Origin of the sequence: Actinosynnema mirum DSM 43827, assembly GCF_000023245.1 — a bacterium.
Lineage (GTDB): Bacteria > Actinomycetota > Actinomycetes > Mycobacteriales > Pseudonocardiaceae > Actinosynnema > Actinosynnema mirum.
This window is the reverse complement of record NC_013093.1, coordinates 6,834,535-6,847,931: the sequence shown is the minus strand read 5'-3', so window position 1 is coordinate 6,847,931 and position 13,397 is coordinate 6,834,535. Positions and strand designations below refer to the sequence as shown.

12 protein-coding genes are annotated in these 13,397 nt (G+C 73.2%); 8 read left to right on the top strand and 4 right to left on the bottom strand.

The genetic code is table 11. The features are described from left to right. Positions 1–13 precede the first annotated feature (13 nt). The 4 genes from AMIR_RS28785 (at position 14) to AMIR_RS28770 (ending at position 4,778) form a co-directional block, all read left to right on the top strand. On the top strand, positions 14–1,477 hold the full coding sequence (locus AMIR_RS28785; RefSeq protein ID WP_015804507.1) for a serine/threonine-protein kinase: 1,464 nt from the start codon (positions 14–16) through the stop codon (positions 1,475–1,477). A gap of 70 nt (positions 1,478–1,547) precedes the next feature. Beyond that, positions 1,548–2,168 carry a TIGR03085 family metal-binding protein gene (locus AMIR_RS28780; protein WP_015804506.1) on the top strand — a complete coding sequence of 207 codons (621 nt, stop codon included), beginning with the start codon at positions 1,548–1,550 and terminating at the stop codon, positions 2,166–2,168. Positions 2,169–2,205: 37 nt separating this feature from the next. After that, positions 2,206–3,102 carry a 4-hydroxy-tetrahydrodipicolinate synthase gene (gene dapA / locus AMIR_RS28775; protein ID WP_015804505.1) on the top strand — a complete coding sequence of 299 codons (897 nt, stop codon included), beginning with the start codon at positions 2,206–2,208 and terminating at the stop codon, positions 3,100–3,102. Next, positions 3,099–4,778: a ribonuclease J gene (locus AMIR_RS28770; RefSeq protein ID WP_015804504.1), complete on the top strand. Its 1,680-nt coding sequence runs from the start codon at positions 3,099–3,101 to the stop codon at positions 4,776–4,778. Before dapA ends, AMIR_RS28770 begins: the two co-directional genes overlap by 4 nt. 121 nt (positions 4,779–4,899) lie before the next feature. Here AMIR_RS28770 and AMIR_RS28765 read toward each other — a convergent pair whose 3' ends face one another. After that, positions 4,900–5,706, bottom strand: coding sequence for a lysophospholipid acyltransferase family protein (locus AMIR_RS28765; protein WP_015804503.1), 807 nt, complete (start codon positions 5,704–5,706; stop codon positions 4,900–4,902). 132 nt (positions 5,707–5,838) lie between these two features. On the opposite strand from AMIR_RS28765, the gene AMIR_RS28760 reads away from it, so the two are divergent. Next, positions 5,839–8,400, top strand: a complete 2,562-nt coding sequence (locus AMIR_RS28760) for a DNA translocase FtsK (protein WP_015804502.1) — start codon at positions 5,839–5,841, stop codon at positions 8,398–8,400. A 10-nt stretch (positions 8,401–8,410) separates the two neighbouring features. Here the strand turns inward: AMIR_RS28760 and AMIR_RS28755 are convergent, their stop codons facing one another. From AMIR_RS28755 to AMIR_RS28745, 3 genes are all read right to left on the bottom strand, one after another. Further along, positions 8,411–8,866, bottom strand: a complete 456-nt coding sequence (locus AMIR_RS28755) for a phospholipase (protein WP_015804501.1) — start codon at positions 8,864–8,866, stop codon at positions 8,411–8,413. A gap of 145 nt (positions 8,867–9,011) precedes the next feature. Further along, positions 9,012–9,866, bottom strand: a complete 855-nt coding sequence (locus AMIR_RS28750) for a MerR family transcriptional regulator (protein ID WP_015804500.1) — start codon at positions 9,864–9,866, stop codon at positions 9,012–9,014. A 114-nt stretch (positions 9,867–9,980) separates the two neighbouring features. Continuing rightward, positions 9,981–10,481 carry an amino-acid N-acetyltransferase gene (locus tag AMIR_RS28745; RefSeq protein WP_015804499.1) on the bottom strand — a complete coding sequence of 167 codons (501 nt, stop codon included), beginning with the start codon at positions 10,479–10,481 and terminating at the stop codon, positions 9,981–9,983. A 272-nt stretch (positions 10,482–10,753) separates the two neighbouring features. Between AMIR_RS28745 and rimO the strand changes: the two genes are divergently transcribed. Genes rimO through AMIR_RS28730 form a run of 3 tightly spaced genes read left to right on the top strand, consistent with a single transcriptional unit; the run spans position 10,754 to position 13,352 of the window. After that, positions 10,754–12,163 carry a 30S ribosomal protein S12 methylthiotransferase RimO gene (gene rimO / locus AMIR_RS28740; RefSeq protein ID WP_015804498.1) on the top strand — a complete coding sequence of 470 codons (1,410 nt, stop codon included), beginning with the start codon at positions 10,754–10,756 and terminating at the stop codon, positions 12,161–12,163. A gap of 47 nt (positions 12,164–12,210) precedes the next feature. Then, a complete protein-coding gene (pgsA, locus tag AMIR_RS28735; protein ID WP_240439089.1) occupies positions 12,211–12,744 on the top strand; it encodes a CDP-diacylglycerol--glycerol-3-phosphate 3-phosphatidyltransferase in 534 nt (177 codons plus the stop codon). Beyond that, entirely contained in the window at positions 12,741–13,352 is a 612-nt protein-coding gene (locus tag AMIR_RS28730; protein WP_015804496.1) for a CinA family protein, read from the top strand. The genes pgsA and AMIR_RS28730 overlap by 4 nt, the downstream gene beginning before the upstream one ends. Positions 13,353–13,397: the final 45 nt, after the last annotated feature.

The window sequence follows — 13,397 nt, the reverse complement described above, 5'->3', positions numbered from 1 at the left end:
GAGTAGTACCACGGTGACTGGTCAGCAGAGCACGCCCCCAGTGCGGCAGCCCCGCGTCATCGCGGGCCGCTACACCCTGCTCGCGGAGCTGGGGCGCGGCGGCATGGGCGTGGTCTGGCGCGCGCAGGACAACGTGATCGGCCGCCAGGTCGCCATCAAGGAGCTGCACCTCCCGGACGGCATCGCCCACGAGGAGCGGCGGGTCCTGGAGGAGCGGGTGCTGCGCGAGGCCCGCACGGCGGGCAGGCTCAACGACCCGGCCATCGTCACCGTGTTCGACGTCGTCGCCGAGAACGGCATGACGTACATCGTGATGGAGCTGGTCGAGGCCACCACGCTGTCGGCGCTGGTCGCGCAGCACGGGCCGATGCCGCAGGACCGGGTCGCCTCCATCGCGCTGCAGGCGCTGTCCGCGCTGGAGACCGCCCACCAGGCGGGCATCGTGCACCGGGACGTCAAGCCCGGCAACCTCATGATCACCCCGAACGGCCGGGTCAAGCTGGCCGACTTCGGCATCGCCCAGGCCGTGGACGACCCGCGCCTGACCACCAGCGGCAGCCTGATCGGCTCGCCCGCCTACATGGCCCCCGAGCGCATCCACGGCCACGAGGCCGCGCCCGCCGCCGACCTGTGGTCGCTCGGCGCGACGCTGTGCTTCGCGGTCGAGGGCGTCAACCCGTACGAGCGCTCCACCACCGCCTCCACCCTGCACGCGATCATGAGCGAGCCGCCCCGCCTGGCCAGGGCGCACGGCGCGCTGGGCGCGGTGGTCACCGGCCTGCTGATGACCGACCCGGCGGCCAGGCTGACCGGCCCGCAGGCCCGCGCCATGCTGGAGCGCGCCGCCGCCCAGCCCACCCCGCCCGGCGGCGTCCCGCGGCACCCCGGCGGCACCGTGAGCTACACCCAGCACGCGCCGATGCCGACCCAGCAGGTCAAGGCCCCGGCCAGGCCGTGGCTGCGCAACCTCGCCATCGGCGGGGCCGCCGCGGCGGCGCTGCTGGTGTTCACCGGCGGCGTCTTCGCCGGCCGCGCCGCCTTCACCGAGTCCCCGCCCGAGGGCCTCCAGCCGGTGGTCACGTTCGGCTCCGGCGGCGCCCTGCCCGACTTCAGCCTCAGCAGCGGCTACTGCGGCGACAACTTCCTCGGCCCCACCGTCAAGGTCAACAGCGCCAGCTGCGAGGACAACCACAGCATCCAGGTGTTCGCCAGCAGCAACCCGTTCGGCAGCGCCGACGACCTGGCCTACCCCGGCGACGCGCAGCTGCACGCCTTCGCGAACGAGTTCTGCTCGCTCAGCTTCGCCTCCAGCCTGGTCACGGCCACCGACAAGACCGCGCTGGTCTACGCGCCGGTCGTGCCGACCGCGGCGAACTGGCGCAGGCAGTACGCCGACACGAAGACCTCCCGCGAGGTCTTCTGCGTGCTCTGGAACAAGGACAGCACCCAGCTCACCGAGAAGCTCGTCGACCGCTAGCCGGGCGAGCGGACCCCGGCAAGTAGGCGCTGTCAACACGGACCGGTCCCCGGCGAGTAGGTTGGGCGGCATGGGTCTAGCTCAGGACGAACGCCGACTGCTGGCGGAGCTGTTCACCGAGGTGGGGCCGGACGCCCCCACGCTGTGCGACCCGTGGCGCGCCAAGGACCTCGCCGCGCACCTGGTGCTGCGCGAGCGCAGGCCGGACGCCGCCGCGGGCCTGTTCGTCAAGCCGCTCGGGGACCACACGCAGAAGGTCCAGGACGACTACGCCGCCAAGCCGTGGGCCGAGCTGGTCGACCTGGTCCGCGAGGGCCCGCCCAAATGGTCGCCGCTCGCGCTGCTCGACGAGAAGGTCAACGGCATGGAGTACTTCGTCCACCACGAGGACGTCCGCCGCGCGCTCGACGGCTGGGAGCCGCGCCCCGCCGACGTGGTCCGCGACGCCGACCTGTGGCGGGCGCTGCCCCCCATCGCGAAGCTCAACCACCGCAAGAGCCCCGTGGGCGTCGTGCTGCGCCGCACCAGCGGCGAGACGATCACCGCGAAGGCCGGTCCGACGCCGGTCACGATCACCGGCGACCCCGCCGAGCTGGCCCTGCTCTGCTTCGGCCGGGACGCCGTGCGGGTGGGCTACGAGGGCGACCCCTCGGCCGTCGAGGCGGTCCGCTCGCTCAACCGGAGCACGTAGCGGCTGCTCGCTGAGGGTGACGCGGTAGCGTTCAGCCATGACCGGATGCCCTACCGCCTCACCCGGCCGCCCCTTCGGCCGCCTGCTCACCGCGATGGTGACCCCGTTCGACGCGGACGGGGCGCTCGACCTGGCCAAGGCCCAGGAGCTCGCGGAGCACCTGGTCGAGCAGGGCAACGACGGGCTGGTCGTCAACGGCACCACGGGCGAGAGCCCCACCACCACCGACGCGGAGAAGGAAGCCCTGGTCAGGGCCGTCGTGGAGGCGGTCGGGGACCGCGCCACCGTGGTCTCGGGCGCGGGCACCTACAACACCGCGCACAGCGTCGAGCTGGCCCAGTCCGCCCAGAAGGCGGGCGCGCACGGCCTGCTCGTGGTGACGCCGTACTACTCCCGCCCCACCCAGGCGGGCATCGCGGCCCACCTCACCACCGTGGCCGACGCGACCGACCTGCCCGTGATGCTCTACGACATCCCGCCCAGGTCGGTGGTGCCGCTGGAGGTCGACACGATCCTGCGGCTCGCCGCGCACCCCCGGATCCTGGCCGTCAAGGACGCCAAGGGCGACCTGCACGCGGGCAGCCGGGTCATCGCGGACACCGACCTGGCCTACTACTCCGGCGACGACCCGCTGAACCTGGCGTGGCTCGCCGTCGGCGCGGTCGGCGCGGTCAGCGTCGTGTCGCACTTCGCCGCGGGCCCGCTGCGTGCGATGATCGACGCCTTCGAGTCGGGCGACGTCGTGCGCGCCCGCGAGCTGCACCAGTCGATCCTGCCGCTCCTGCGGCCGTTCGGCCGCATGCCCGGAGTCACCTACACCAAGGCGGGCCTGCGTTTGCGCGGGATCGACGCGGGCGACCCCAGGTTGCCGCTGGTACCCGCCACCGACGAGGACATCGAGGCCGTGAAGGCCGAACTGGGAGTCAACGCGTGATCAATCCGAGCTCACCCCCGCCCGCGCTGCCCGACGGTGCGCTGCGCGTCGTCGCACTGGGCGGAATCGGCGAGGTCGGCCGCAACATGACGGTGTTCGAGCACGCAGGCAGGCTGCTCGTCGTCGACTGCGGCGTCCTCTTCCCCGAGGACGACCAGCCCGGCGTCGACCTCATCCTCCCGGACTTCCGGGCGATCGAGGACCGGCTGGACGACATCGAGGCCATCGTGCTCACGCACGGCCACGAGGACCACATCGGCGCCGTGCCGTTCCTGCTCAAGCTGCGTCCCGACCTGCCCGTGGTGGGCTCGCGCTTCACCCTCGCGCTGCTGGCCGCCAAGTGCCGCGAGCACCGCCAGAACCCCAAGCTGATCGAGGTCGTCGAGGGCGAGCGCCGCGACGCGGGCCCGTTCGAGCTGGAGTTCTTCGCGGTCAACCACTCCATCCCGGACGCGCTGGCCGTGGCCATCCGCACCTCCGCCGGGCTGGTGCTGCACACCGGCGACATCAAGCTCGACCAGCTGCCGCTCGACGGCAGGCTCACCGACCTGGCCGGGTTCTCCCGGCTCGGCGACGAGGGCGTCGACCTGTTCCTGGTCGACTCCACCAACGCCGAGGTGCCCGGTTTCGTGGTGCCCGAGCGCGAGATCGGCCCGGTGCTGGAGAACGTCATCCGCAAGGCCGATCAGCGCGTCATCGTGGCCTGCTTCGCCTCGCACGTGCACCGCGTGCAGCAGGTGCTGGACGTGGCCGTGCGCTACGGGCGCCGGGTCGCGCTGGTGGGCCGCTCGATGGTGCGCAACATGGGCATCGCCGCCGAGCTGGGCCTGCTGCACGTGCCGGACGGGCTGTTCGTCGACATCGACGAGGCCATGCGGATGCCCGAGGACCAGGTCCTGTTCGTCTCCACCGGCTCCCAGGGCGAGCCGCTGTCGGCGCTGTCCCGGATGGCGCGCGGCGAGCACCGCCAGATCTCCATCCGCGCCGGTGACACGATCGTGCTGGCCAGCTCGCTGATCCCCGGCAACGAGAACGCGGTGTTCGGCGTGGTCAACGGCCTGTCCCGGCTGGGCGCCACGGTCGTGCACCAGGGCAACGCCAAGGTGCACGTGTCCGGCCACTCGCCCGCGGGCGAGCTGCTGTTCCTCTACAACGCGGTGCGCCCGAGCAACGTCATGCCGGTGCACGGCGAGTGGCGGCACCTGCGCGCGAACGCCGCGCTGGCGGTGGCCACGGGCGTCAACGAGGAGCGGGTCGTCATCGCCGAGGACGGCGTCGTCGTGGACATGATCGACGGCAAGGCCGCCATCAGCGGCCGGGTCGTGGTCGGCAACGTCTACGTGGACGGCCTCTCGGTCGGCGACGTCGGCGAGTCGACGCTGTCCGACCGCCTGGTCCTGGGCGAGGGCGGCTTCATCGCGATCACGGTCGCCATCGACTCCAGCACGGGCCGCGCGGTCGCCCCGCCGACCGTGTCCGGTCGCGGCTTCTCCGACGACCCGAAGGCGCTGGACAAGGCCGTCTCGCTGGTGGAGATGGAGCTGTCGCGCACCGAGGCCGAGAACATCACCGACTCGCACCGCATCGCGCAGGCGGTGCGTCGGGTGGTCGGCCGCTGGGTCGCCGAGACCTACCGGCGCAGGCCCATGATCGTGCCGACGATCATCCCGGTCTAGGACCGAGGGGTTCTTCCGCGTCGAGCGGGGGTCGGGACTTCTCCCGGCCCCCGCTCGCGCGTTCGCGCGTTCGCGGGGCGCCCGGTTCGCGGGGCCTCGGGTCAGGACGCGGGGCCTCGGGTCAGGACGAGGCGCCGGTCGCGGGCGCGGGCCGCCACGGGCTGCTGCCGGTGGTCGGCCGGGTCGGGTCCTGGAACCGGGGCGCGTCGGGCTCGTCGGCCCGCAGCGGCGCGAGGCCCGCCGTGATCGCCCGCATGATCCGCTCGTGCGCGCGCCGGGCGTGACCGGGCGCGCCGTCGCTCAGGTCGGACAGGTCCACCGGCTCCCCGAAGTGCACCCGGTACTCCGGCCGCCGCCGCACGCCCCGCAGGTACGAGGTCACGTAGGGCGCGACGTCCTTGGCGCTGTCCACGGTCAGCCCGCCCCAGCAGACCGCCTCGTGCGCGCCCCACTGGCTCACCGGCACCACCGGGATGCCGCCGCTGAGCGCCAGCCGCGCCGCGCCGGTCTTGCCGCGCTCCGGCCACAGGCCGGGGTCCTGGCTGATCCGCCCCTCCGGGTACAGCGCGACCGGGTCCGCGCCCGCCTTCAGCGCCTCGACCGTGCGGCCGTACGCGTCGCCGACCGTGGACGAGGCCCGGTCCACCCGCAGGTGCCCGGAGGCCTTCAGGAGCGCGCCCGCGACGGGGACGTCCAGCAGCCCGCCCGCGATCAGGAACCGGGGCGCGACGCCGATCTTGTGGCAGGCGGCGACCAGGACGAACGGGTCCAGGTTGCCGATGTGGTTCGAGGCCAGCAGCAGCGGCCTGCCGCGCAGCCGGGCCGGGATGCCCCCGGTCACCCGGAGGCTGCCGCTCAGGCCGATGAAGGCCCGGTCCATGGCGGTCAGCAGGCGCCACAGCGGCGGGGTGGGCGCAGGTTGAGTCACAGCGGGCAGGCTACGGCGTGTCGAGGTGTGGCCGCACCGCGATCCGGGCAACCATGGTCATCGAGGAAGCACACCTCACGTCCCCCGGCAACTCCTGGGGCACGTGGTGCGCAGGGGGATAACGTAGCGAACATGGCTGGCCGGACTACTGGGACTTCGCGCAAGGGTTCGACCCGAGGCGGTGGCGGGGCGAAGCCGAGGGCGGCTGGAGGCCGCCCGGCCCCGCGCAAGCAGGCGGCCAAGCCCGCCTCCCCGCGCAGGCCGCAGGCGCGCAGGGCCGCGCCGGGGAAGAAGCGGGCCCCCACGGTCTTCGGCGCGGCCTGGCGCGGCATCAGCCGCTCGGTCGGCGGCCTGGTCCGGGGCCCGGAGAGCGGCAACCAGGCCGCGACGCACCGCCGCGACGGGTTCGGCATGGTGCTGATCTCACTCGCCGTGATCACCGGCGCGGGCGTGTGGTGGCAGGCGGCCGGGCCGGTCGGCGAGTGGGTCGACTCGTCGGTGCGCAGCACGATCGGCGCGCCCGCGATGCTCCTGCCGGTGGTGCTGCTCGGCATCGGCATCACCCTCATGCGCACCGACGCCAACCGCGAGGCCAGGCCCCGCTACCTCGGCGGCACCCTGCTCGTCGCGATCGGCTTCCTCGGCATGTTCCACCTGATCGGGGGACTTCCCGCGGACTCGGCGGGCCGTCAGGAGGCCGGTGGCGCGCTCGGCTACCTCGCGGGCGGGTTCCTCGCCCAGGGGCTGACGCCGTGGATCGCGGGCCCCGTGCTCGTGCTGATCTTCGTGCAGGGCCTGCTGCTGCTGACCGACGTCACCATGCGCGACCTGCCCGCCAAGTTCAGCGGCCGGTTCTCCGCGCGCGAGCCGGACGGCTTCGACGGGTTCGACGACGGCTACGGCCGCGGTGACGACTACGACGGGCCCTACGACGACGACCCGCACGACGAGCCCGCCCCCCGGCCCGCGCCGACCGCGAAGCTGCGCAAGCCGACCCGCCGCAAGCAGCCCGCCGCCGAGCTGGGCGCGGCGGCCGAGGGCGCCGACGTCCCGCCGCCGGACGACGAGCCGCCGTTCGAGCCCGTGCCGCCGCCCGTCGCGCAGGCGCCCAAGCCGCGCAAGCCGAAGGTCGAGCCGAAGGCCAACGCGCCCGCCGAGGGCCTGCCCTCGTCCAGCCTGGCCGCCGTGCGCGCCGTCGAGGGCCCGTACCAGCTGCCGCCGCCGACCATCCTCAAGGACGGCGACGCGCCGATGGTGCGCAGCAAGGCCAACGACATCATGATCGAGGCCATCACGGGCGTGCTGGAGCAGTTCTCCATCGACGCGCACGTCACCGGCTTCACCAGGGGCCCGACGGTCACCCGCTACGAGGTCGAGCTCGGCCCCGGCGTGAAGGTCGAGAAGATCACCGCGCTGACCAAGAACATCGCCTACGCCGTCGCCACCGACAACGTGCGGCTGCTCGCGCCCATCCCCGGCAAGTCCGCCGTGGGCATCGAGGTGCCCAACAGCGACCGCGAGATGGTGCGCCTGGGCGACGTGCTGCGCGCGTCCTCCGCCGTCAACGACGACCACCCGATGGTGGTGGGCCTCGGCAAGGACATCGAGGGCCACTTCGTCACCGCGAACCTGACGAAGATGCCGCACCTGCTGGTCGCGGGCTCCACCGGCTCCGGCAAGTCCAGCTTCGTCAACTCGATGCTGGTCTCGCTGCTGGCCAGGGCCACCCCCAGCGAGGTCAGGATGATCCTGATCGACCCGAAGATGGTCGAGCTGACCCCGTACGAGGGCATCCCGCACCTGATCACGCCCATCATCACCCAGCCGAAGAAGGCCGCCGCCGCGCTGGCCTGGCTGGTGGAGGAGATGGAGCAGCGCTACCAGGACATGCAGGTCAACCGGGTGCGGCACATCGACGACTTCAACCGCAAGGTGCGCACCGGCCAGATCGCCGCGCCGCCCGGCAGCGAGCGCGTGTACCAGCCCTACCCGTACATCATGGCGATCGTCGACGAGCTGGCCGACCTGATGATGACCGCGCCGCGCGACGTCGAGGACGCGATCGTCCGGATCACCCAGAAGGCGCGCGCGGCGGGCATCCACCTGGTGCTGGCCACCCAGCGGCCCTCGGTGGACGTGGTCACCGGCCTGATCAAGACGAACGTGCCGTCGCGGCTCGCGTTCGCCACCTCCTCGCTCACCGACTCGCGGGTCATCCTCGACCAGCCCGGCGCCGAGAAGCTGATCGGCATGGGCGACGGGCTGTTCCTGCCGATGGGCGCGGGCAAGCCCCGGCGCATCCAGGGCGCGTTCGTCGGCGACGAGGAGATCTCCGAGATCGTCGAGTTCACCAAGCGGCAGGCGCAGCCGGAGTACACCGACGGCGTCACCAGCTCGGGCAAGGCGGAGAAGAAGGAGATCGACGCCGACATCGGCGACGACCTCGACCTGCTGCTCCAGGCCGCCGAGCTGATCGTGACCTCGCAGTTCGGGTCGACGTCCATGCTCCAGCGCAAGCTGCGGGTCGGGTTCGCCAAGGCGGGCAGGCTCATGGACCTGCTGGAGACCAGGGGCATCGTCGGCCCGACCGAGGGCTCGAAGGCCCGCGACGTGCTGCTCAAGCCGGACGAGCTGGCCACCGCCGTGGAGCTGATCAACGGCGGCGGGCCCGCGGTCGTGGCCGACGAGGGGTGAGCCGGGGGGCTCAGCCGATGGTCTCGCGACCAGCGACGAGCTTCCCGAACTGGCGCGCCGCGAAGTAGTACCCGTCGGCGATGCGCCTGCACGCCCACTTGCCCGCGCACTGGTCGTGCAGGTCGGCGTGGAACAGCTCGTCGAGGCGGCGCCGGGCGTCCTCGGAGAACCGGCCCTGCCCGGCGTAGTTGCGGTAGCCGAAGTCGTGCCGCTCGCACGCGGGCTGGAAGTCGTAGCCGAGCGGGTGCTCCGGGGCGAGCGTGCAGCCGTCGGAGTCCCAGACGAGGCCGTCGCCGGGCCTGGCGGCGGCGCGCAGCGCGGTGAAGTCGGCCAGGCTCCGGCCGAACAGGTAGTCGTCGGTGACCGCCCTCGGGTCCGCCTGCGCGGTGGCGGTGACCGGGCCCAGCAGCAGGGCGAGGACGGCGAGCATCGGGGTCAGGACGGCGTGCGTCCGGTTGGTCGGCACGGGTGCGCTCCAGGGGTGAGGCGGATGGGTGCCGCTCCCCGTCCTACCCCGCGCCCGGCCCGCCACCGGGGAAAGTCACCCGTGCGGCGGGGTGAGCGCTGCTCCGGTCGCGCTCGGTGTCCGGGCGGCGGGCCCGCGCCCGACCTCAGCGCCGGGCGTCGTCGTCCTCGTCCTCGCCCGCCAGGAACCGGGTGATCTCCGGGTCGTCCGGGACGCCCCCGTCGCCGGGCCGGCGCACCAGGTTCTCCGCGATCGACACCGGCTCGTCGGCCCAGGCCGGGCGGAAGTCGCCGGAGGGCACCAGGCCGTGCCGCTGGGCGAACTCCTCGGCCGCGTCCCGCACCGACTCGCGCAGCGCGCCCACCACGACCGTCTCCGCCGTGTAGGTCAGCTCGACCAGCAGCTCGCGGATGCGGTCGAGCTGGTCCTCCCGGTTGGCCGGGCCCTCCAGCGTCGGCCACAGCCTGCGCTCGAACAGCTCGACGAACTCCCTGGCGATGGCGTCGGTGGAGCGGCGCAGGCTGGCGAAGTGGTCGAGCACCTCGTCGCTCGGGATCGCCAGGTCGGCGAGCCGGGTGCCGGACTCCAGCGCCCACCGGCGCACGTGCGGCCAGCCGAACCGCCAGCGCACCAGGCCGACCTCGACGGCGCGGCGCAGCAGCGCGGGCCGCAGGTCGCCCAGCGGCATGAGCTTGCCCGCGTCGCGCAGCCGGACGCGCACCCAGTCGTCGGGGCCCTCGGTGTCGCCGAGGCCGAGCACGGAGGCGACCGTGGCGCCCCGCGCCCGCGCCGCGACCAGCTCGGCGATGGCGGGCAGCGAGAAGCCGCGCGACTGGAGCCGCTGCACCAGGGTCAGCCGCTCGATGTGCGTGTCGTCGTAGTGGGCGACGCGCCCCGTCTTGCGCGGGGGGTGCAGCACGCCCTTGGTCTGGTACATCCGGATGGTGCTGCCGGGCAGGCCGACCCGCACCGCCAGCTCGTCCACGGTCAACTGCTCCACCCGGACATCCTCAGCGGACGCACTAGTGGAGTCAAGACTGTGCTAGTTGCAACTCGAACAGTCTTCGGTGGAATCCAGGTGGACCCGGCCGCGTCCGGCTGCTTGGCCGGCCGGCTACAGGTGCACCAGCATCCGGGTGTTGCCCAGGGTGTTCGGCTTGACGTACGACAGGTCCAGGAACTCCGCGACGCCCTCGTCGGCCGACCGCATGATCTCCTCGTAGACCTCCGGCGACACCGGCGTGCCCTCGATCTCCACGAACCCGTGCCTGCCGAAGAACGAGGTCTCGAAGGTGAGCACGAACACCCGCGCCAGCTGCAGCTCGCGCGCGGTGTCCAGCAGCCTGGCCACCACCCGGTGGCCGATGCCGCGCCCCACGGCGGCGGGGGAGACCGCGACCGTGCGGATCTCGGCCAGGTCCTCCCACAGCACGTGCAGCGCGCCGCAGCCCAGCACCACGCCGCCCTCCTCGGCCACCCAGAACTCCTGGATGTCCTCGAACAGCGTGACCAGCGGCTTGGACAGCAGCACCTTGCCCGCGTACTGGTCGATGAGGGCCTTCATCGCGCGCACGTCGCCGGTCCTGGCCCGCCGCACGTTGATCGGGTCGTTCACGGTGCAAGAAAGTAGTCCTTCGGCGACAGTCGCGGGCACGCGGTGCTCACCCGCTGGGACCTGGGGGCGCGCGGCGCGGACCCGCCGTGGTCGTCGTGGCGCGCTTCACCTCTTCGGGCGAACCTCCGTGCGGTGAGCGCGGGAACGCGCCGTCACCACCCGGCCCGGCGCCCCGGCTCCCGCTCCCGGCCCCCCGCCGGGCGCGGGGCCGAGCGGGGTTCGCGGGGCCAGCAGGTCATGGCCCGCTCCCGTGGCCGGTTACCCTGAGCACCGTGCCTTCCCCCACCACGTCCAAGCGCGTCGCCATGCTGACCCTCGGGTGCGCCCGCAACGAAGTCGACTCCGAGGAGCTAGCGGGCAGGCTGACCGCGGGCGGGTGGCAGCTGGTGGACGACGAGGCCGACGTCGTCGTCGTCAACACCTGCGGCTTCGTCGAGTCCGCCAAGAAGGACTCGGTCGACACCCTGCTCGCCGCCTCCGACTCCGGCGCGAAGGTCGTCGCGGTCGGCTGCATGGCCGAGCGGTACGGCGCGGAGCTGGCCGAGAGCCTCCCCGAGGCCAACGCGGTGCTCGGCTTCGACCACTACGGCGACCTGGCCGACCGGCTCGACGACGTGCTCGCGGGCAAGGCCCTGGAGTCGCACAAGCCGGTCGACCGGCGCACGCTGCTGCCGATCACGCCGGTCAAGCGCCAGGAGAAGGCGCAGGAGGTCCAGGTGCCCGGCCACGGCTGGGGCCCGCGCGTGCTGCGCACCCGCCTGGACGACGCCCCGGTCGCCCCGCTGAAGATCGCCTCCGGCTGCGACCGCCGCTGCTCGTTCTGCGCGATCCCGTCCTTCCGGGGCGCGTTCGTCTCCCGCCACCCCGACGAGATCGTCGCCGAGGCCATGTGGCTGGCCGAGCAGGGCGTGCGCGAGCTGTTCCTGGTCAGCGAGAACTCCACCTCCTACGCCAAGGACCTGCCCCGCGAGCTGGGCGCGCTGGAGCAGCTGCTGCCCAGGCTCGCCGGGATCGAGGGCGTGGACCGGGTGCGGGTGTCCTACCTCCAGCCCGCCGAGACCAAGCCGTCGCTGGTCAAGGCCATCGCGACCACGCCCGGCGTGGCCGACTACTTCGACATGTCCTTCCAGCACTCCAGCGAGGCCGTGCTGCGCCGGATGCGCCGGTTCGGCTCCACCGAGTCGTTCCTCGCGCTGGTGGCGCAGATCCGCGAGCTGGCCCCGCAGGCGGGCATCCGCAGCAACTTCATCGTCGGCTTCCCCGGCGAGACCGAGGCCGACGTCGCCGAGCTGGAGCGCTTCCTCACCGAGGCGCGGCTCGACGCGGTCGGCATCTTCGGCTACTCCGACGAGGACGGCACCGAGGCCGAGGGCCTCGGCGACAAGCACGACGCCGACACCGTCGCCGAGCGGGTGTCCCGGATCTCCGCGCTGGTCGAGGAGCTGACCGCGCAGCGCGCCGAGGACCGCGTCGGCGAGGAGGTCGTCGTGCTGGTCGAGCACGAGGAGGACGACGAGACCGACTGCACCGGTCGCGCCGCCCACCAGGCCCCCGAGGTCGACGGCGAGTGCGTGATCACCAACGCCGACGGGCTCAGCGTCGGCGACCTGGTCCGCTGCCGGGTGGACGCCGCCGAGGGCGTCGACCTGGTCGTCACCGCGATCGAGGTGCTGCCGAGGTGACCGAACCCGCGCGCGTGCCGGTGCTGAACATCGCCAACGTGCTGACGATGTCCCGTCTGGTGCTCGTGCCGGTGTTCCTGCTCGCGCTGTTCGCGGGCAGCGGTCACGACACGCAGTGGCGACTCGCCGCCTTCGCGGTGTTCGTGGTGGCCTCGGTGACCGACCACGTCGACGGCAACCTGGCCCGCAAGTACGGGCTCATCACCGACTTCGGCAAGATCGCCGACCCGATCGCGGACAAGGCGCTCACCGGGGCCGCGCTGGTGGGCCTGAGCATCCTCGGTGACCTCGCCTGGTGGGTGACGGTGGTGATCGCGGTCCGCGAGATCGGGGTGACCCTGCTGCGCTTCTGGGTGATCCGCCACGGGGTGATCCCGGCCAGCCGGGGCGGCAAGGCCAAGACCCTGGTGCAGATCTTCGCCATCGGCTTCTACGTGCTGCCGCTGCCCGGCTGGGGCCAGCTGGTCGCCCAGGTGACCATGGGCCTGGCGGTGCTGCTGACCGTCGTCACGGGCGTGGACTACGTGGTGCGCGCGGTGCGGCTGCGGGCGCGCGGCAAGCGCGCGGTGGCCGGGGCGTGAGCGCCGGGGGAGCGGGGGACGCCGCCGGCGCGGACCCCACCCCCGAGGGGGACACCGTTGCGGGACACCGCAGCGGTGCGGTCTCGACCGGGCGGGCGCTCGCCGAGGGCGCCCCGGACCCGCTGGCCGCGGAGGTCGTCGGCCTGCTGCGCGCCAGGGGCGAGACGGTCGCGACGGCCGAGTCGCTCACGGCGGGCGCGGTCGGCGCGCTGCTGGCGGGCGTGCCCGGCGCGAGCGCGGTCCTGCGCGGCGGCCTGATCGTCTACGCCACCGAGCTCAAGCACTCGCTCGCCGGGGTGTCCGCCGACCTGCTCGCCGAGCACGGCGCGGTTCACCCCGACGTGGCGGCCCAGCTCGCCTCGGGTGCCCGCGACCGCTGCGGGGCCACCTGGGGCCTCGGGCTCACCGGGGTGGCGGGCCCCGACCCGCAGGACGGCGTGCCACCCGGTGTCGTGCACATCGGGGTCGCGGGGGTCTCCCCCGTAGGGGGACCCTCGGTAGAAGTGTCTTCGGTCACCCTCAGTGGTGATCGTCACCGGGTGCGGGTCGCGTCGGTGATCACCGCCTTGGAATTGCTGCGTGCGCGGCTGCTCGTCCCGGTAGGGTGAGCTGGGTGAGCTGAGCTGGGCGATTCCCCGCGCGCGGTCCCGCTT